Source organism: Algoriphagus antarcticus (genome assembly GCF_002150685.1).
Lineage (GTDB): Bacteria > Bacteroidota > Bacteroidia > Cytophagales > Cyclobacteriaceae > Algoriphagus > Algoriphagus antarcticus.
On record NZ_MSSW01000048.1, the window covers coordinates 1 to 19,616 of the forward strand.

General features: G+C 42.1%; 18 protein-coding genes. 1 reads left to right on the top strand and 17 read right to left on the bottom strand.

Going from position 1 to position 19,616, the window contains the following annotated elements; translation table 11 throughout:
- The 17 genes from BVH04_RS15870 to BVH04_RS15945 all read right to left on the bottom strand — a co-directional run.
- The coding region (locus BVH04_RS15870; protein ID WP_205635875.1) for a transposase at nucleotides 1-349 on the bottom strand (349 nt) is incomplete at its 3' end.
- A gap of 159 nt (nucleotides 350-508) precedes the next feature.
- A complete protein-coding gene (locus tag BVH04_RS15875) occupies nucleotides 509-1,267 on the bottom strand; it encodes an SDR family NAD(P)-dependent oxidoreductase (RefSeq protein ID WP_086542452.1) in 759 nt (252 codons plus the stop codon).
- Between the two features lie 213 nt (nucleotides 1,268-1,480).
- Complete coding sequence (locus BVH04_RS15880) at nucleotides 1,481-2,767, bottom strand: M20/M25/M40 family metallo-hydrolase (protein WP_086542453.1); 1,287 nt, start codon at nucleotides 2,765-2,767, stop codon at nucleotides 1,481-1,483.
- On the bottom strand, nucleotides 2,764-3,207 hold the full coding sequence (locus BVH04_RS15885; protein WP_086542454.1) for a DUF2059 domain-containing protein: 444 nt from the start codon (nucleotides 3,205-3,207) through the stop codon (nucleotides 2,764-2,766). The genes BVH04_RS15880 and BVH04_RS15885 overlap by 4 nt, the downstream gene beginning before the upstream one ends.
- Nucleotides 3,208-3,311: 104 nt before the next feature.
- A complete protein-coding gene (locus tag BVH04_RS15890) occupies nucleotides 3,312-5,741 on the bottom strand; it encodes a PAS domain S-box protein (RefSeq protein ID WP_086542455.1) in 2,430 nt (809 codons plus the stop codon).
- Nucleotides 5,742-5,749: 8 nt separating this feature from the next.
- The gene (locus BVH04_RS15895) at nucleotides 5,750-6,196 is read right to left on the bottom strand and encodes a response regulator (RefSeq protein ID WP_086542456.1); all 447 of its coding nucleotides are present in this window, start codon (nucleotides 6,194-6,196) and stop codon (nucleotides 5,750-5,752) included.
- 164 nt (nucleotides 6,197-6,360) lie between these two features.
- Complete coding sequence (locus BVH04_RS15900) at nucleotides 6,361-7,242, bottom strand: Nif3-like dinuclear metal center hexameric protein (protein WP_086542457.1); 882 nt, start codon at nucleotides 7,240-7,242, stop codon at nucleotides 6,361-6,363.
- A 316-nt stretch (nucleotides 7,243-7,558) separates the two neighbouring features.
- A complete protein-coding gene (locus BVH04_RS15905) occupies nucleotides 7,559-8,206 on the bottom strand; it encodes a hypothetical protein (protein ID WP_086542458.1) in 648 nt (215 codons plus the stop codon).
- Nucleotides 8,207-8,559: 353 nt separating this feature from the next.
- Nucleotides 8,560-9,234: an acetoacetate decarboxylase family protein gene (locus BVH04_RS15910; protein ID WP_086542459.1), complete on the bottom strand. Its 675-nt coding sequence runs from the start codon at nucleotides 9,232-9,234 to the stop codon at nucleotides 8,560-8,562.
- Nucleotides 9,227-9,988 (bottom strand): SDR family NAD(P)-dependent oxidoreductase, encoded by a 762-nt coding sequence (locus tag BVH04_RS15915; RefSeq protein WP_086542460.1) that lies wholly within the window; start codon nucleotides 9,986-9,988, stop codon nucleotides 9,227-9,229. Before BVH04_RS15915 ends, BVH04_RS15910 begins: the two co-directional genes overlap by 8 nt.
- Before the next feature lie 2 nt (nucleotides 9,989-9,990).
- On the bottom strand, nucleotides 9,991-11,709 hold the full coding sequence (locus BVH04_RS15920; RefSeq protein ID WP_086542461.1) for an IlvD/Edd family dehydratase: 1,719 nt from the start codon (nucleotides 11,707-11,709) through the stop codon (nucleotides 9,991-9,993).
- 806 nt (nucleotides 11,710-12,515) lie between these two features.
- Nucleotides 12,516-13,823: a UDP-N-acetylglucosamine 1-carboxyvinyltransferase gene (murA, locus tag BVH04_RS15925; RefSeq protein ID WP_086542462.1), complete on the bottom strand. Its 1,308-nt coding sequence runs from the start codon at nucleotides 13,821-13,823 to the stop codon at nucleotides 12,516-12,518.
- Entirely contained in the window at nucleotides 13,823-14,494 is a 672-nt protein-coding gene (locus tag BVH04_RS15930; protein ID WP_086542463.1) for a DUF4290 domain-containing protein, read from the bottom strand. Before BVH04_RS15930 ends, murA begins: the two co-directional genes overlap by 1 nt.
- 66 nt (nucleotides 14,495-14,560) lie before the next feature.
- Nucleotides 14,561-16,831, bottom strand: a complete 2,271-nt coding sequence (locus tag BVH04_RS15935; protein ID WP_086542464.1) for an ATP-dependent helicase — start codon at nucleotides 16,829-16,831, stop codon at nucleotides 14,561-14,563.
- Between the two features lie 227 nt (nucleotides 16,832-17,058).
- A complete protein-coding gene (locus BVH04_RS15940) occupies nucleotides 17,059-17,898 on the bottom strand; it encodes a lysophospholipid acyltransferase family protein (RefSeq protein ID WP_086542465.1) in 840 nt (279 codons plus the stop codon).
- Nucleotides 17,899-18,038: 140 nt separating this feature from the next.
- Nucleotides 18,039-18,212, bottom strand: a complete 174-nt coding sequence (locus BVH04_RS26670; RefSeq protein WP_116116518.1) for an LpxL/LpxP family acyltransferase — start codon at nucleotides 18,210-18,212, stop codon at nucleotides 18,039-18,041.
- Complete coding sequence (locus BVH04_RS15945; protein ID WP_086542466.1) at nucleotides 18,205-18,879, bottom strand: lysophospholipid acyltransferase family protein; 675 nt, start codon at nucleotides 18,877-18,879, stop codon at nucleotides 18,205-18,207. The genes BVH04_RS26670 and BVH04_RS15945 overlap by 8 nt, the downstream gene beginning before the upstream one ends.
- Nucleotides 18,880-19,004: 125 nt before the next feature.
- Here BVH04_RS15945 and BVH04_RS15950 point away from each other — a divergent pair, with 125 nt between their 5' ends.
- A complete protein-coding gene (locus tag BVH04_RS15950; RefSeq protein ID WP_086542467.1) occupies nucleotides 19,005-19,601 on the top strand; it encodes a sigma-70 family RNA polymerase sigma factor in 597 nt (198 codons plus the stop codon).
- The last annotated feature ends 15 nt before the right edge of the window (nucleotides 19,602-19,616 follow it).

Genomic DNA, 19,616 nt, shown 5'->3' on the forward strand with positions numbered 1-19,616 from the left:
CATTGCTTGATTCCAAAGCTGCTTTTTCAAACATTAAAACAAGCCAATCCTTCCTGCTTTCATGCGGATTTTGTTTTACTGCCAATTGAATTCTTTTTGAAGTAAACTCTTTAAACCTTCCCATAATTAATTCAGGTTTGTATCCCTGAACTCTAATCACCAAATGAAGATGGCTAGGCATAAGACACCATGCAAAAATCTCCATTCCTAGTTGCTTCCTGCAATAATCAAGACTTTCAATAATTATCTGAGAATATTCCTCCCTGGTAAAAATATCAATCCAGTTAATAGCTGTACAGGTGACAAAGTAAAGACCTTCCGGGTTCTGAAATTTGTATTTGTGGCTCATCAGAAAAAATTTAAAAAGTGTTATGAATATAATTTAATTGATGTGTAAATCCTTGTCACGCGCCACAGGCGCGCGCCAGCAAAACCCAGCTAGCGCGCGCGTTTCGCGCGTGTACCCAGCTAGCGCGGGCGTGTCGCGCGTGCTTCCAATTTAAACTGCCTATTTGACGAGAATTCCCCCATCAATCGTATAAGCCGAACCGGTAATCCAGGATGCTTCATCGGAAACCAGAAACAAGGCCAACGAAGCAATATCTTCCGGGCGTCCAAGACGCTTCATCAACGTATTGTTTGCTGTTTGCTCCACGATGGTGTCTGGCTCATCAAATGCTTTGGCTGAATCCCAAATAAAAGGGGTATCGACGGGACCGGGACAAATTGTATTGACACGTATAGTCGGGCCATAATCCAACGCCATCTCTTTCACCAACGCAACCAAGGCTGCTTTGCTTGCACAATAAGCTGCATGATTGGGGAAACTTTTAAACGCGGCAATCGAACTGTTTGCGAGGATTACTCCCTTGCCATTTTTCTGCATCTCGGGAATCGCATACCGACTCAGGTAAAACACAGAGTTCAGATTGGCGCTTATGGTTTCATTCCATTCTTCAAAGGAAATATCCGTTACCGATCCCAATCCTAACTTTCCGGCATTGGTCACTACGATATCCAGTTTCCCGAAATTATGAATAGCCTCACGCACGAGCGTTTCATTCACGGCTATTTGAGAAATATCCCCAGCAATAAAAACTGCCTTTCCGCCCTCTTGAATCAGACTTTTTTCTAAATCCTTACCTCGAAGCTCATCCCGACCGCTCAAAATCACGGAAGCTCCTTCACTGACAAATCGATCGGCCATGGCTTTTCCCATGCCACTTGTAGCTCCGGTTATGATGGCTGTTTTTCCTTGCAATCTCATTTTTTGGGGTTAGTAGGAAATGACTTTTTATCCTGAAATGGTATGTTGACACGCGAAATAGTTTCGAGCCACCTGGTTTAATCTACTTCAAATCTTCGTTATTCTTATGTCGGTTCAGGTCACAGATATTCGTCTTTTTGAAATACTTGCCGTTTTAATTAAAGGTTTCAAACCTTTTGGTAGAGTTTTAATATTGCAAATCTCGAAGAGCTTTTATCTAGTTAAGCGATAAAGGAATAAGGTGCTCCGTTTGATCAACTCTGGATATTCTTTCATATTGATGGTTTCCCCAGGAGCATGTGCGCCATTTCCTGAAGCACCAAGGCCATCCAGGCAATCCAAATAATCAGCCACAAAGGAGATATCTCCGGCACCACGACTTCCCGGATCACCTGGTTTTACTTCGCCAAGTCCCATTTCAACACTCAATTCACTTAAGGTTTCTGCCAATGCATAATTCCCTTCAGTTGGGATCATGGAAGGCAATCCGTCTTCAAATGTGATTTCTGCATCAGTCTGGTTTAGATGCCTGTCCACGATTGCCTGCATTTTTACTCTAGCCTTTTCTTTTTGCTCTTCACCCAAGAATCTCAAATCTCCTGTAACCAATGCTTCGCGTGCTACAATATTGGTTTTGCCTAATGCCTCACCCTTTCCGGTTTCGGTGTTATAGCTAATGTCCGATCCACCGATTATCTGACCTGGGTTAAAAGTCAAATATTGTTCTCCTGCCAACTCCTCCTGAAATTCTGTAAGGATACGAGCTGCTTCATAGATTGCTCCGTAGCCAACAGATTCTCTGAAAACACCACTGGAATGCGACTGCTTCCCACTTGTTTTTAATTTCCATCCACTGCTTCCTCTTCGTGCTACTGTTGCGATTCCAAAACTTTGGGTTGTTTCATAAGCAAGTGCAATGTCGTGGGCCTTTGCCCTGTCAATAAAATCTCTTCTGGATAATTCCTCATCAGCCGAACTTTCCTCATCTCCAGTGAAGTAAACGGTGATCGTGCGGTCTTCCAACTGTCCTAAGTCATGAAGTGCTTTAAGGCTCGCAAAAATCATTACATCACCACCTTTCATGTCATTGACTCCCTGGCCTGTAGCCGTACTGTCATTGAGGTAAGTGAATGGGGTAAAAGGCATTTCTTTTTCGAAAACAGTATCCAAATGTCCAATAAGAAATACTTTCTTTCCCTTGCTACCTTTTCTCGTTGCGATGAAATGTCCTGCTCTTTTGGCTTCTGGAGGCAGTTTGTACCATTCAGTTTCAAATCCTATTTTTTGAAATTCTCTTTCGAAAACTTTCGCTACAGCTTCCACACCCTCCAGATTTAGCGAGCCTGAATTGATATTGGTTACTTCTTCGAGCAGAGCCAAAGTTTCCTTATAGTTCTTTTCTACTTCAGTGATAAGTTTTTCCTCAGTGGAAGACAGATTCTGTGCAAAAAGAGAGGAGAATACTCCCATCAATGCGATGGTCAAATAGAATTTTTTCATAGGGTTTTTATATAGCCGAGTTTGGAGAGTTTTTGAACTATTTTTTGACCAACTTCCATCCCGAATTCTTGGCCAATACTCATTGATTCAGTTGCAATAGCAGGGCTGACTTCAATAGTTTTTAGTCCTATTGGAGATTTGTAGAACTCTAATAATTCCACTATTTCAGAATCAGTGTAATGCTTTTCGTAAATAGGAGCAGTGAGTTCAATCAGTTTTTCAGAGGAGAATTCTTTTTTGAATTCATCCCAAATTTCATCTGGGATTTCTTTCGATGCAAAAGTTGGGCTCTTCGCCATTTGATCAACCATAGCATCTACGGTGCGATCCATTTTCATTGCTTTCAAAAGTTGAATTACAGGTCTGTCAATGCTTGCTTCCTGAGCATGGCTGATAGAGTAGTGACCAACGAAAAAGAGTATTAAGAGAAGTTTTTTCATAAATGAAAGTAAATGAATTGATTCAAAAAACTAAGGTTGATAAGTATGGTGAAGTAGAATTAAGCCTCTTTGCTATTTGAAATAAGATACGTATGTCTATGGACTCATTGCTTTTCAGGAAGGTAAATATCGAAAGTAGCGCCTTCGTTAGGGTTGCCATGAGCAGCGATAAAACCGTTGTGATTATCGACGATTTTCTTTACGATGGCTAAGCCTATGCCCGTGCCTTGAAACTTATCCTTTCCGTGTAGACGCTGAAACAATTCAAAAATTCGATCGCTGTATTGTGGATCAAATCCGATTCCATTGTCTGAAATGCGTAAATGGCAATACTTAGTGGTTGGGGATAAGCGTTCCAAATCAAATTCACTTCCCAGACCCTTTTCGCTGGTGATTTCTATATGTGGTTCCCGGCCTTTGACGGCAAATTTCAGTGAATTGCTAATCAGATTTTGGAGTAATTGGCGAAATTGAAAAGGTATGATATTGAGCGTGCAAAGTTCATCTGATTCTACAACTGCATGATGCTGTGCTAGTTCTTCTTTCAGATCCATTTTCACTTCCACGATTAACTTATTGAGATCAGTAGGCTCATATTTCCGCTCGGACATGCTTGTTCTGGAGTAAGAAAGTAGGTCATTGATCAAAGCTTGCATTCGCCTAGCAGCATTTTGCATTCTGCTAAAATGCTCCTTTCCGTCTTCAGTGAGATTTTCATATTCATTTTCCAAAAGGAGAGTAGAGAAAGTCTGAATTTTGCGAAGCGGCTCTTGTAGGTCGTGGCTTGAGATATAGGCAAAGGATTGAAGTTCCTTATTCATGCTTGCCAGGTCTTTCACATTTTGCGCCAGCTCATTTGTGCGCTCTACCACCAGTCGCTCGAGTTCATTCGTGAATTCCTTTTGATCATGGATATCTGTACTGGAACCTACCCACATCTGTATTTCCCCATCTTGATTGGATTGGGGTCTCGCGCGGCTTAGCTGCCACCGGTATGTTCCGTCATATTTTCGGAATCTGTGTTCAAATAGGAAGTCCTTACCCGTGGCGATAGAATTTTTCCAAGCTTTTATATTCCCTTCTTTATCATCTGGATGTACTATGGCAAGCCATCCTTCCCGATCTAGTTCCTCAGGACTGAATCCCGAAAAATCATAAACGGATTGATTAAAATAATTAAGATTACCTTCTGTATCGGCTGTCCAGATATGCTGTGGAAGTGAGTCTGCTAAGAGTCTGAATTTCTGCTCACTTTCTTCTAGCTTTTGCCTGTTTATTCTTTCCGAAGTAATGTCACGAACAGTTCCCAGAACTTTGTGAGGATTGTTTTCTTCATCAAAATGCACTTTGCCTTTCACTTCGATCCATCGAACCTGGTTTTCTGGCAAGATTAGCCTGCTTATGTATTCCAAGATTCCATCATTGAAGGATCTCTCAAAAGCAGCTTTTCTAATCCCTAAGTCCTTTGGATGAATACTGCTTACAAAGTGTTCGTGGTCTATGTCTTCATTATCTGCCAATCCAAAGATCTCGTGAAGTCTTTTCGAACCATCCAATTTGTTGGTTTGGATGTTGTAGTCATAGGTGCCAAGTTCTGAGGCTTCTATGACCATGGTTAGTTTCTCCTCGTTGGCTTCGATTTTTTTATGCGCCACCACCTGATTAGTGACATCATGACCGATAGCGATGATTCCATCTATCTCCGCGTTGGCATCGTAAAGTGCTTCATAGCTAAAGTTGACGTAGATGGTTTCTAGCTTTCCATCGCGAAGAAACTGCACCGGGAGTTCAGTTGCCGAGAATCGATTGCCTGTAGTGTACACGTCGTCTAGCAGAGCCTTAATACCTTGTTCCTTTAGCTCTGGTATAGCCTCCAAAATGGGTCTGTTTATCACCTCTTCTGCTTTGCGTCCCCAAAGAGCCAGTGCATTTGAATTCGCAATATCAGTCACATAATTGGGTCCTTTGAAGGTGGCTATAGACGCCGGAGCTTGCTGAATTATAAGTCTAAGTTTGCGTTCGCTTGTTTCAAGGTTCCTTTTCAAAAGAACTTCGCGGGTAGTCTCTGCACAAGTGACCAACACACCGGCAATATTTCCAAAGTCATCTTTTGTAGGACTGTAGCTGAAAGTCCAATAGACATCTTCTATATGCCCGTTTCGGTAGATTGGAACCAGGAGGTTTTCAAAGTAAAGTGATTCTCCTTCTAATACCTGATCAATTAGTGGTTTTATAATTGGCCAGATTTCTGGCCAAGCCTCTTTGCCATTCATGCCTAAGATAGAAGGGTGCTTCCCATCTTCACCTAAGCTTGGTCTATAAGCATCGTTGTAAAAACAAATCAATTCTGGTCCCCACCATAGAAATTTAGGGAATTTGGAATACAGGATTATATTCAAAGTTGTTTTCAAACTCTGTTGCCATTGATCCGGCGTCCCTACAAGTGTTCTGCTCCAGTCCTTTTCCCGGATCAACTGACCCATTTCACCGCCTCCAGCAGGAAAGGTGGCAGTAGCTGAACTTTGATCTGACATAGGGTTTGTTAGGATGATTGGATTACAAAATTGGCCTTGGAGGGTTTGCTCGACTCATTTGCCAAGCTACTTAAGCCTTTAAAAATCACATCTTTTAATTTCGAATATTCTCCCGGTTTACAGATATAGTGAAAAGCACCCTGCTCATAGAGAGCGTTTACCACTGGTTCGTCCATGGAGGTGGAATAAATGATGATGGGTAAATTCCTGAATTTGTCGTACGCCATGATTTCAGAAAGACATTCGAATCCTGACTTCATGGGCATATTGAGATCTAGAAATATTACATCCGGAAGGGACTCTTCCGCAGTCAAAAGTAGGGTCATCAACTCTACTCCATTTGTCACAGTGGTTAGGTTAGTTTCGAAGGGTAATTTAGAAAGTGAATCTTTAAAAAAGAATCTATCATCTACATCATCATCTGCCAGTATGAGTTTTATCGGTCCTACGTTCATTGCTATTTTGGTAATGTGGTCAGCCTGGAAAGTAGCTCTATGTTCAAATATACTATAAATGATAATTTATTTAAATAGGCTAACCTTATGATGTTGGATGTTTTAGAACCCCTTGTATAAGAGAATAGCAGGAGTGTTTTTTGAAATCGGTTGTCATTTACTTTTCACTCCACAGATAGAGAATTTCCCGAAGGAATGTGGAATACAGGGATTCCCGAAATAGTAGAACGAAGCCATTCGGCCATAAACTCAGATCCTCCTTCCTCACTTGCTGAGTGACCAATTACGATCAAACCAAGTTTTATTCCCATTTCATTTGCATTCCGGATGTATTCTGGTGTTTCCCATTCTGGGCTTTCCCCGCAGATCAATATGTCAGGTTTTTCTCGCATGAGCATTTCTATCTGTCTTCTTCCTCCTGCCGCTCCGGGCATTAGAAGAACTTTACTTACTTTTTGCGATAGATCACCGACATAGCGTAGCGCAGGTACGTTCATTTTGGCTTTGATATGTGTGATAAGATTACCGAGGGTAGTCTCAGGAAGATTCAACACTGCATTTTGATTGTAGTATTTTTCCCAACCCAATTCCTTTACCACGCCAGCCTGTACGCCATCAATTGCTAGACTATGTACATAATCGTGATTTCTCCAGACAGCAATGTGGTGCTCATCGAGCAGCTTTCGCTTAAATTCATACACAGGATCATTGTCCAGCCAAGCAGTTTCATCCAGATGATTGTAAAAAGTAGGCTCGTGGGCGATGATGAAATTTGCTTTCAGCTCAATGGCTTTTCGGATAACTGTGATGGTTGCAAACATTGTGGTGACAATGCCGATGACCACTTGATCCTTTTTGCCGGATTTCAACGTATCTACCGTCTGCGGAAATGGTGCCCTAGGAACCTGGGCGATAAATAAATCCATGATTTCGCCGACAGTGTAATCTTTTTTGGAATACGGAAAAGCAATAAATGGATTGGCTATTAATCCTGTGCCAAGTACAAGACTGGATCTTTTGATAAAATTCCGACGGTTAGATTTCATTTTGAAAGTAGGTTTGATTGGTTAATTGTTGTTTCCTTAGCAGATCTGTATTGGCAAATCATAGCGCTTATGAGCGGCTTTTGAGCCCGTTTATATTGTCGGGATATTAACCCATGAATAGAGCTTCGCGCCTACAAACCTCCAAGAGCCAATATCCTCGAATAGCCATAGATCCAAGTGTGGAGACTTGAACCAAGATAGTAATTGAGGCTTTCAACCCATTCCCCTGAACGATAAAGTCATGCGGTTTAATGAATTCACAAAAAAAAAGCCGCTTGCATCATGCGAACGGCTTAAAATTAGTTGTTGAAATAAACTAATTGACTGAAATATTTGAGAACCAAATAAACCTCTGACCAGCTTGATTGGCGTGGGTAGTAGCCATCTTGATCGGTCCAAACTGCTCCACATCTTCCCAAGTGGTCGGTCTGCCCTCTGGGCCATTTCCTCTACGGAAAACCCATTCCAAGATCATGTTATTTTCATCCAAATAGAGATCATAAGCATCTCCTGGTGTATAGCCATCAGCTCCATTATAGACAATTGTCAGTTTAGTAGAGTTCGTTCCAGCTATGGGCGTAGGTACGTTTTCCTCAGTTTCATATTCATAACCAGAATCCCAAGCTAATTGAAAAGGGTACATCATCCAGTATTTATCATTGATGAATCCCTTGTCTACATCAGGCATAGAATCCGCAGGCATGTCCAAGCTGTAGGTAAAGCTGGTGTCCTCTGTAGCGTAATAGACGGTACGGTCTTTTATGTTCCACTTCCAATCTCTGGTCATCACATTCACAGAGTCGCGCTGCACATTCCAGGTGTATGCTATGGAATTGACTTCGTCAAACTTATCAAAGCCGTAGGCCATCGCTACTTTCATAGGCAGGGTGTCTGGCGTCGTTTCTTTGGGCTGGCATGCCTGCAAAGCGCAGACAACTAATAGGATGAATGTAAGGTTCCTCATGGCTTGGGTTTTTTATAAAGTTAACAGACTTAGAATTCAGATTGTTTTTTCAGCCATTTTTTATGCTTATGATACTCATATAGTTGATAAATCCTTTTCTTAAATCTGATTAATCAAGTCAATACAGCATACTGACAAATTGAGGCGATGGAAAGATTTTCTTCTTCCTGTTGGATGTGCCATAGAGTAAGTCTTATTACGACAAACTAGGAGATTTATCAGGGAAAGCCTCTTGAAAATCCTTACCGGCTGTTTTAAAAAACTTTCTTTCCGTGGCCAAAGTAAGAACCACGATTAGCCAGCGACACTAAAAGTTGCGCCGGTGATAATAATATGACTGTTCCTTGAACGGCTTATAGAGCATAAGTTGCCTCAGGAAAATTAATTTGAAAAGAATTTATTTTGGCCCCAAAAAGTGGCTTTTGAGAACTTAAGTCGGGAAAATAAGATGAATCGATTTGTAGGTTTTTGATTTTGGCAAATTTGCCCCAGCCATGGCCAGAAGGTCTGGTGAAAAAATCAACTCCATCCCACAACTGATGTAAGTCAATTGGTAAAAAACTAGTGGACAAGGGAAAAGGAATTTTGCCAGTCGATACCTCACAGGAGAATGCTGTATTCTCTCCATCTTTTACCTGAATTAATTCTGTACCACCGCTTTTGTCCCATGAAATCGGGAGCGTCTCTTTGGGAATCCCCCAATTGACGTGTCCGTTTTGTGCGCTTACTTCCGAACTCACATAGATTTTGGTGATAGTCTGCTTTCCATAGGGAGCAAATTTTCCAGGGATAACTAGTAGCTCCTTGTAGGGCCCAATGGGTGATGACTGATAGTTTAAAAACATAAGGTATCCCAGTCCTCCTATGAACTTACCCTTTAAATGTTCCGGTAAATTCCCGTAAGTTTCTACCCAATTTCTAGAGAATTTGTAAATCAAGATGATTCCTTCCCCCTGCAATTTCCAAGGGGCTGGTGCCTGCTTATAAAGTTTCAGGTCAGAGCGAACAATTTGATGATTTTCAGGCATATGGTGAAGGGCTGACGCTGGTCCAGCCACCGTCGATTATGAGTGTTTGACCGGTAATATGTCCCGCTTCATCAGAGACCAAGAATGCAGCAGCGTTGGCAATATCTCGAACATCGGCCGGTCGGCCCAAAGGCGTGATTTTCGACCAGGTATTTTCGTAATCTGGATCAAGCTTAGTTCTATTGGTTACGGTTGCTCCTGGTGCGATGGTATTAACTCGGATTTTGAAAGGGGCAAGTTCCAACACCAAGTTCTTAGCCAGCATTTCCAGTGCTGCTTTACTCATGGCGTAGGCACCGAGATTTTCGTGGCTCTGATGCGCCGTGACGGATGAGGTGAAAAGCAAAGCACCGCCATTTGGTTGATCTTTCATGACTTTGGCAGCAGCCTGAGCCAGGAAAAATGTTCCTGCTTGATTGACTCTGGTCACTTCCATGAAGTCCGCTCTGGAATATCCCAAAAAAGCCCCGAAAAGCGTAATGCCTGAATTGGCAACGACAATGTCGACGGTTCCAAAATTGGAAAGAGCCGTTTGGATCATGGAATCAATAACCTCTTCTGAACTGGCGTCACCCGAGATAGCAAGTGCGGATACGCCATGGACGTGACTGATCCGCTTACATGCTTCGGTGATCAAACCTTCTTCGAGGTCATTTAGGACTAAATTAACACTTTGCGCGGCTAGTTTCTCAGCGATTGCTAAACCAATACCTTGCCCTGCGCCTGTGATAATGGCGGTCTTTTTGGGTTTCATGATTAATGCGAATCTCGTTTTACTTCACATCCTGAACCGCCTTGTAAGAAGTCAAAATCCACTCCATCGTGCGCTTGGTTTACCTTATCTAGGAAAAGATTGACATATCCACGCTCATAAGGAAGCTGTAGCGGCATAAATAATGCTCTTCGTTTTTCAAATTCTTCCTCTGAGATCATCAAGTTCAGTGTTCTCGCAGGCACGTTTAATTCTATCATGTCACCACTTTCTACAAATGCTAAAGGTCCACCAATAGCTGACTCGGGAGAAACGTGCAAAATAACAGTGCCATATCCTGTACCGCTCATTCTTCCGTCAGAGATCCGCACCATATCTTTGACGCCTCTTTTCAGTAGTTTTTCCGGTAAACCCATGTTACCCACTTCTGGCATTCCTGGATAGCCTTTTGGCCCCACATTCTTCATCACCATCACGCAGTTCTCGTCGATATCCAGTTCTGGAGAATCAATTCTGGCTTTGTAGTCATCGATGTTTTCAAAGACAACGGCTCTGCCTGTATGAGTCAATAGACTTGGCGTGGCAGCAGATGGCTTGATCACCGCTCCATTTGGACAGAGATTGCCTTTCAGCACTGCTATTCCCGACTCGGGTTTGATGGGGTTGTCAAATGTTCCGATTAAGTTTCTATCGTAGCACTCAGCTTTCGCAAAGTTTTCACCTATAGGTTTACCATTTGCCGTGATCGAATCGAGATGTAAGTATTTTTCTATTTCTTTCATTACTGCCGGAAGCCCGCCAGCATAAAATAAGTCTTCCACCCAATACTCACCTGAAGGTTGTACGTTGGCAATCAGTGGGATAAGTGAAGAGAATTTGTCAAAATCAGTCAGGTCAATATCAACGCAAATCCGCTTTGCAATGGCAGTGAGATGAAGGATGAAATTCGTAGATCCACCCAAGGCCGCATTGACCATAATTGAATTTTCGAATGCCTTGCGAGTAAGGATTTTACTCATTTTCAGGTCTTCATTCACCATTTCCACGATGCGCATACCTGTCATGTGAGCTAATACTTTTCTTCTGGAATCGGCTGCCGGGATTGTAGCATTATCAGGAAGTGAAAGTCCGAGTGACTCGACCATAGCTGCCATGGTCGATGCCGTACCCATAGGAGCACAGTGTCCCACAGACCGTGACATAGCTGCTTCTGCTTCTATCATTTCCTCTTGGGTGATTTTACCGAGTTTGAAGTCTTCAGCAAACCTCCAAATATCTGAGGTTCCGATTTTTTTTCCTTTGAACCGACCGACTAACATAGGGCCGCCGGAGAGAACTATTGATGGGAGATCCACTGATGCAGCGCCCATGACTAGAGAAGGAGTGGTTTTGTCACAGCCGCACATGAGGACTACACCGTCCATTGGGTTGGCGCGAATACTTTCTTCTACGTCCATGCTGGCAAGATTTCGGAAAAGCATAGCTGTCGGCTTGATGGAGCATTCCCCCAAGGACATCACTGGAAATTCCAGCGGAAAACCGCCCGCTTCCCAGATTCCGCGCTTCAGCGCTTCAGCGAGATCTTTAAAATGTGCATTGCATGGAGTGAGTTCGGACCAAGTGTTGCAGATTCCGATTACGGGCTTATCTCCTTCAAATAGGTGGTGGGGAAATCCCTGGTTTTTCATCCAGGAGCGATATATAAATCCGTCTTTTCCAGTTCGTCCGTACCAGTCTTGGCTCCGGAATTTTTTCTTTGACATACAGGTTGTTTTGGCTTATCGAGCCAGAATTTACCAAAAATTTCGGGAAGGAAAGAAATCAAAGAATATTGATCAAGTATTTATTTTGAGTACAAATAGAGGATAAAGAACTGTCTTCCAAAAGCGATTTTGTTAAAGGTTGTCTATCTGTCTGATAAAGTGGAGGTAAGTGGTTTTTAGGTATTCGGTTTTTAACACTGATTGAATGGAGATCTTCGCAGGAGACGCGGTGGTAGAAAATTTCTTGCTCGCAATGGCGCAACGGCGTAGCGAAAGATTATTTCCCGCAATTAAAAAAAAAGGATTTGTAGTACCCAAGCGGAGCTTGCTATGGATAAAATAAAGAGATGCAATAAAGATCTGCTATGCCTTTTAGGGTCAGCTCTAAATTTTTTCTGATTTGAGCGTCCCACCTGACGGCAAGGCTGGTGGCGAACCTGAATTCTTACTACCCATACCCTATGGGACTTTTGAAGCGCGTTTTATTTAGCGAATAAGAGTTTTTAAGACAAAAAATTCATGCGAACGGCATGGCTTGTAATAGCCTAGAATAAAATGCTTGGTAAATTTGAACGGAAACAATCATTAGAATGCCAACGGCATGATCTGTGAAAATGAGCTTAGTATAAATCTAAGGTTTACCCTTCTTCATCCTTCCCAATTATTGAGAAAGCAGGGTTGAAGACTGCATTTCTTTGGGCCCAAGTCAGGAGACTTTGACCCATTTAGCTAGGGGGTCAATGACTTTCATAAAAAAAGGGCTTTGAAAAAATCCAAAGCCCTTTTTTTAAATAATGATCCAGTTTTTAGGAAATTCTTTCGATATCTGCTCCTAATGCTCTCAGTCGCTCATCGATGTTTTGATAACCACGATCGATCTGATCTATATTATCGATAATAGATGTTCCGTTTGCAGAAAGTGCTGCGATAAGCAATGCTACTCCAGCACGGATATCCGGCGATGTCATTCTGATTCCACGAAGTTCAGTTTTTCTGTCCAAACCGATAACTGTCGCTCTATGTGGATCACAAAGGATGATCTGAGCTCCCATTTCGATCAATTTATCGACAAAGAATAAACGTGATTCAAACATCTTCTGATGAACGAGCACGGTTCCTTTTGCCTGAGTGGCTGTCACCAATACGATACTGAGCAAATCTGGTGTGAACCCCGGCCAAATAGCATCAGCTATAGTTAGGATAGAACCATCGATGAAAGTTTCGATCTCGTAATGCTTTTGAGCTGGAACGAAGATGTCATCACCTCTGAATTCTAACTGGATTCCCATTCTTCTGAAAGTATCAGGAATGATTCCCAATCGGGGGATTTGGCAGTCTTTGATGGTAATTTCGGATTGTGTCATGGCCGCAAGACCGATGAATGATCCAATTTCAATCATATCAGGAAGCATCTTATGCTTTGTGCCTTTTAATTTATTGACTCCTTCAATAGTAAGTAAATTCGATCCCACTCCTGAGATTTTTGCCCCCATGCGGTTGAGCATGTCACAAAGCTGCTGAAGGTATGGTTCGCAAGCTGCGTTGTAAATCGTGGTGGTGCCTTCTGCCATTGCAGCGGCCATCACAATATTTGCTGTTCCAGTGACTGAAGCTTCGTCGAGAAGCATGTAGCAACCTTTTAGATTTTTTCCATCGATATGGAAAATCTCATTTTTAGAATCGTAATTGAATTTTGCACCGAGTTTCTGAAAACCAGTAAAGTGGGTATCCATTCTCCTACGGCCTATTTTGTCTCCTCCCGGCTTAGAAAGTTTTCCTTTACCAAATCTTGCTAGCAAAGGCCCAAGAAGCATTACTGACCCTCTAAGTCCTGATGCTTTTTTTAAAAAATCTTCCGTTTCCATGAAGTCAAGATTGACCTCATCAGCCTGGAAAGTATAGGTTTCCGGACCTTCTTTGGTGACTTTCACGCCCATATCACTCAACAGCTCAATGAGCTTATTGACATCTACGATGTTTGGGATTTTTTCTATGGTTACTTTCTCCGGTGTTAGGAGAACAGCGCAAAGTATTTGAAGTGCTTCGTTTTTTGCTCCCTGAGGAATAATCTCGCCTTTGAGTTTAATTCCACCATTGACCCGAAATGAACTCATTAATTTCTCCGTTTTTTATTATGACCCCCAGTATTGGGACGACGCTTATTTTGGTGAGTTGTCCGCTTGTTTTTGGAAGTTCTGCTTTCCTCCTGCAGTGGTAATTTGAAATCACGATGTGTGTTGGATTCAAACAAACCGTTTTCTTTTACCTTCTCTAGGTCTATGTGCAATTTGCCTTTGGACAACGTCTTGATATCGTCCAAGATTATGGCATCATCAAAATTTTCTCTGTTCCAAGTAGAGTGAAAGCTTCTCATCAGCTGACCGATAAAAATAATAGCAGCTTCCTGCTCTTCATCATCGTCAAGTAAGATGGCTCCTTCTATCAATTTCTCGATATTTCTACCGTAGTGCTTGAATCGAACTTCACCCTTTGGATATCCGATAGGAAGAGGCTTTTTGCCTAGTAGTTCCTTCTCAGGCATAGGAAAAGGTGCGTCCACTTCCAGCTTGAAATCCGACATGATGTACAAGTCGTCCCAAAGCTTTTGGTCGTTCTCTTGCTTCACCGTAGGATTCAACTGCTTGATGATTTCTATTGCAGTATATGCGCTTTGGGTGCGCTTATCACGATCTTCAATCGCCGTGATATGATCAACGAGTCGTTGAATGTTTTTGCCGTATTCTTTCAAAATGAGTTTTTGTTTGTCTAATTCTAAAGGCTCCATAATGCATCCCTATTTTGCGCTAATTAAGGTAATGAAAAAATTACCAAAAGGCAGGGGAGCAGGTGATTAGTCTATAATTCTGAGCTTCGCAAAGCTAAGTAATAATGTTTTCTCACCAAAATGCTCGAATTGAATCGTAGCTTTTCGGTTAATTCCTTCTGTTTCAATCTTTTGAACTTTCCCAAATCCAAACTTTGGATGTTCTATCAATTGCTCTGCTTGCAGATTATTGGTATTTGAAGGTTTGAAATCCGGGCTTGGGGTATGCAACTTCATTGCCGTTGGCATCCTGGTTTCAGGCTTCTTTTTAATACCTATATAGCCAGAGTATGATTCTGAGGTTCCCGGTAATCCTTCTTTTCGGAATGCCCCGGACATTTCCTTCGAAGCTACTCGTTTATTTACTTTTATGCAATTGGCATCTACTTCTTCCAAGAATCTGCTAGGCTCACAGTTCAGCAATCTACCATAGCGGTATCTAGTGAGTGCATAAGTGAAATAAAGCTTGTCCATCGCTCTGGTAGTAGCCACGTAGAATAATCTACGTTCTTCCTCGAGATCTTCTCTGCTCTGCATCATCATTTGCGAAGGAAACAAATCCTCCTCCATACCCACCACGAAAACCTGCTTAAACTCCAGACCTTTCGAGGAGTGAATAGTCATGAGAGTGATGGCATCAGTCATGTCTTTGTCACGATCATTATCTGTGAGCAAAGCGATTTCCTGAAGAAAAGACCCTAAGCTTTTGTCCTCATTTTCTTCATTGTCCACATATTCTTTGATCGCATTGAGCAATTCCTGGACGTTTTCGTAGCGATTCAGTCCTTCTATGGTTTTGTCTTCATATAGCTCGCGGAGAAGCCCACTTTGCTTGGCAATGCTACTTGCTGCTTCGAAAGCATCCTTTCGCTCCACTTCGATCTTAAAGGCTTTGATCATCGTAGCAAAGTCATCCAGTTGACTTGCCGCTCGCCCACCGATGAAGCTGTGTGCATTTTGAACCACCTCCCAGAGCTGCATGTCATGATCAAATGCCGCGACCATAATCTTATCCACCGAAGTGTCGCCAATGCCGCGCTTAGGATAATTGACGATTCGCTTAAAAGCCTCTTCATCCACTGGATTCACAGTGAAGCGCATATAGGCCATCAAGTCTTTAATCTCTTTTCTTTGGTAGAAAGATAGCCCGCCGACAATCTTATATGTCAGGTTCAACTTGCGAAGGGCTTCCTCTATCGCTCTGGATTGTGAGTTTGTCCGATAGAGAATTGCAAAATCGCTGTTGTTGAGCTTTTTGGTATTTCTCTCTTCAAAAATAGTGGATGCTACGATCCTGCCTTCTTCGCTGTCTGTACTAGCTTTGACCAGTTCGATCAGGTCACCATCTCCATTGGAAGTCCAGACGTTTTTCTTGAGCTGCGCTTTATTTTTTTCTATGATAGAATTCGCCGCATCTACAATCGTCTTCGTGGAGCGGTAGTTTTGCTCCAATTTGACTACAAAAAGATCCGGATAATCTTTCTCGAAATTCAGAATGTTTTGGATATCCGCTCCGCGAAAAGCATAGATACTTTGCGCATCGTCACCTACCACGCAGATGTTTTGATGGACAGCTGCCAGCTTTTTGGTGATCAGGTATTGGGAAAGGTTGGTATCCTGAAACTCATCCACCATCACATATTTGAATCGCTGCTGGTATTTATTCAGCACATCAAGGTGATCTCGGAAAAGTATGTTGGTATTGAAAAGCAAATCATCAAAGTCCATGGCACCGGCTTTGAAAAGCCTATCCTGATAGCGCTGGTAGATTTCTCCCATCCTTGGCTTCATGGCAGCTTCATCATCAGCTTTCACAAGTGGGTCATCCTGATAGACTTTCCAGGATATCAAGCGGTTTTTGGCACCGGAAATTCTCGAAAGTACCGCGTTGGCTTTATAGATTTTGTCATCCAACCGCATTTCTTTTACTATCGTGCGGATAAGCGATTTGGAATCGTCAGAATCATAAATGGTGAAATTGGAAGGATAGCCGATTTTTGGAGCTTCCACTCTCAGAATTTTCGCAAATACAGAGTGAAACGTTCCCATCCAGGTATTTCGGGCTTCCAAGCCTGCCAAAGTTTCAATTCGGTGCCGCATTTCTGCTGCCGCTTTATTGGTAAATGTGAGCGATAAAATATTGAAAGCATCTACGCCTTTTTCATAAATCAGATGAGCGATGCGGTAGGTCAATACACGGGTTTTGCCGGATCCAGCTCCTGCGATGATCATCACCGGTCCGTCCGTATGCTCTACAGCCAGTCGCTGCTCTGGGTTTAAATTATCGAGGTAATCCATTTTTTTTTTAGAAGCAAGAGTCTAGATACAAGAATCATGAGCGAGTATCAAGATTTGAGAAGTAAGAGCCAAGAAGCAAGAAAGAGTATCATGACTCAAGTTTTAAGATTCAAAAAACCAGCTTGCTTGGAGACAAGCAAGTGTAGGTTTGGGAAATTATTTAGACTTCCAATCCGCCAGGGCAGATAAGTTATTTCAATCCGCCAGGGCGGACAAGTTCTTTCAATTTAAAGTTTCCATCGCTTGTGACTCCAGAGGTAAAGGTCCGGCTGAAGTTTGATATTGTCTTCGAGCATGTCACAAAACTTGTCTGTGATACTATGCTCCTGATGGTCAACAAATGGGGGTTCTGCCAATTTGATCATTTCATAGCGGTAATGACCTCTTTTGATCTTGGTCATTTTGCCGTAGATGACATAAAGATTCATTTTTTTTGAAAGAAATTCTGCTCCCTCAAAGAAGACAGCAGGTCTGTTCAAGAAGTTCCTTTTATATCTTTTTTCAGACCTAGGCGGGCGCTGATCTGATCCCAGCAATACCACTCTTGGTTCTTTTGCTAAGGTAAGCATGGTCTTGCGAAAAGCATTTTTTTCGCTCATTATTCCGCCAAAACGTGTCCGAATAGTATTGATCAGGTTGTCAAAAAAAGGATTATTCACTTTTAAATAAACCGTTTCTACAGGAGCTTCTACCACATGATTAATACCGATCACTCCCATTTCCCAATTGAATAGATGGCCTGAAACCAGTAGTACAGATCTCCCGGATGAAACTGCTTCATCCAGTAAATGCGTGTTGATCATCTGAAATCTTTTCTCAAACTCTTTCTTAGAGATGGTCAGCAGTTTGATTGTCTCAGCAAATGAATCAGTGAAATTTCTATAGAAGCGATTTCTGATTTTGATCTGCTCCTTTTCTGATTTCTGAGGAAAGGCATATTTCAGATTTTCCTCGATTACCGTTTTTCTGTATCGGAGAATAAATCTTGCGACCAAATAGAGTAAATCAGAAATCAAATAAAGAACTGGAAGTGGAAGATAAGAGATTAGCCTTATTGCAAAGGTCATTAGGTTTTGGGAGTATCGAGTAGATCATATCAATTCCTCACAAAGAAAGGAAAATCACTCGAATTCTTCCTGTCCTAAAATCTTATCAGTTGTAAAGTGATTGTTTTCAAAGGTTATGTAAAATCTCTTTTGGTCTATTCTTATAATTTCCAACGTTTGTGACTCCAAAGGTAGAGGTCAGGCTGTGCTCGGATGTTGTCTTCCAATCGCTTACAAAACTCATCAGTAATATTATGGGCGCCAGCATCAGTGTAAGGAGGAGATGCTAAAGGTGAAAATTCAAATCTGTAATGACCACGCTTTATTTTAGTCATAGTTCCGAAAGAAAACAGGCAGCTCCATTTTCTTGGCCAAAATCTCACCACCTTCGAAAAACAGCGCGGGTCTATTCATAAATTCCCGTGTATAGCGATTTTCGGATACTGGAGGTCTTTGATCAGCAGCCAAGTGGACAATTCGTGGTGTGTTTCTCATGGTGATCATGCTGCGTCTAAATGCGGTTTTTTCTGTCATCACTCCTCCGAAATGAGTTCTGATGGCCAGCATCAGCTTGTTGAAGATAGCATTGTTCAGCTTGAGATAAACTGTCTCTGCGGTTACTTCAGTATTTAAGGCCACACCAAGAATAGCCATCTCCCAGTTAAATATATGACCGGCCATCATCAGTGAGCTTTTCCCGTTTTTGACCGGCTCATCGACTAGGTGCTGATTGACTACTTGGAATCTTTGCCTGAGCTCGGCTTCTGAGATCGTCAGCAATTTGAATGTTTCGGCAAAAAACGCATCCGTGAAATTCCTATAAAACTTATTCCGAATAGCCTTTCTTTCAGTAGGTGTTTTCTCAGGAAATGCATGAAGCAGGTTTTTATCAATAACTTTTTTGCGGTAGCGAATCACATATCGAGCGAGTAGATAGAGTACATCCGAAAAAATGTAAAGTACCGATAAAGGTATTCTAGAGAGGAGTCTAAGTATAAACATCTCAGGTCAAAAAGGAAGTTAGTTGTTTTTATTAGGAAGATTTGAGAACGCATTACAAAACGGATGTGTTCGATTTATTCTCGTTTTCTAGTTATAAATTGACCCAATCATTACTTTTGAGACTTATGTCGGAAGTTCAGCGCAGAAAATATTCTCAGGAAGAGAAAAATGCCATCTTCGATGGGGAGTTTATGCCACACATAGACTCAATGTACAATTTTGGCTACAGGCTCACCTTCGATGAAGATGACGCCAAGGATCTTGTGCAGGATACTTACCTGAAAGCCTATCGTTTTATCAACTCATTTGAGCAGGGCACGAATGCTAAAGCCTGGCTTTTCAGAATTCTGAAAAACAGCTTTATCAATGAGTACAGAAAGAAATCCAAGCAACCCACAAAGGTGGATTATCAGGAGGTTGAAACTTATTACAACTCGGATGATGTTCACTACCAAAGCACAAGCGATCTCAGGGCAGAATCTGTCAAGGATATGCTTGGTGACGAGATCTCTAATGCCCTAAATAGCTTGGCAGTGGATTTCCGTACAGTGATTATTCTCTGCGACTTGGAAGGGTTCACTTACGAGGAGATGGCCAAGATTCTGGATATCCCTATCGGAACAGTAAGGTCCAGATTGCACCGCGCGAGAAATCTATTGAAAGAAAAACTTCAAGGATATGCCCAAAATATGGGATATAATACGGACGTAGACGAGGAATAATATTGAATAATTACC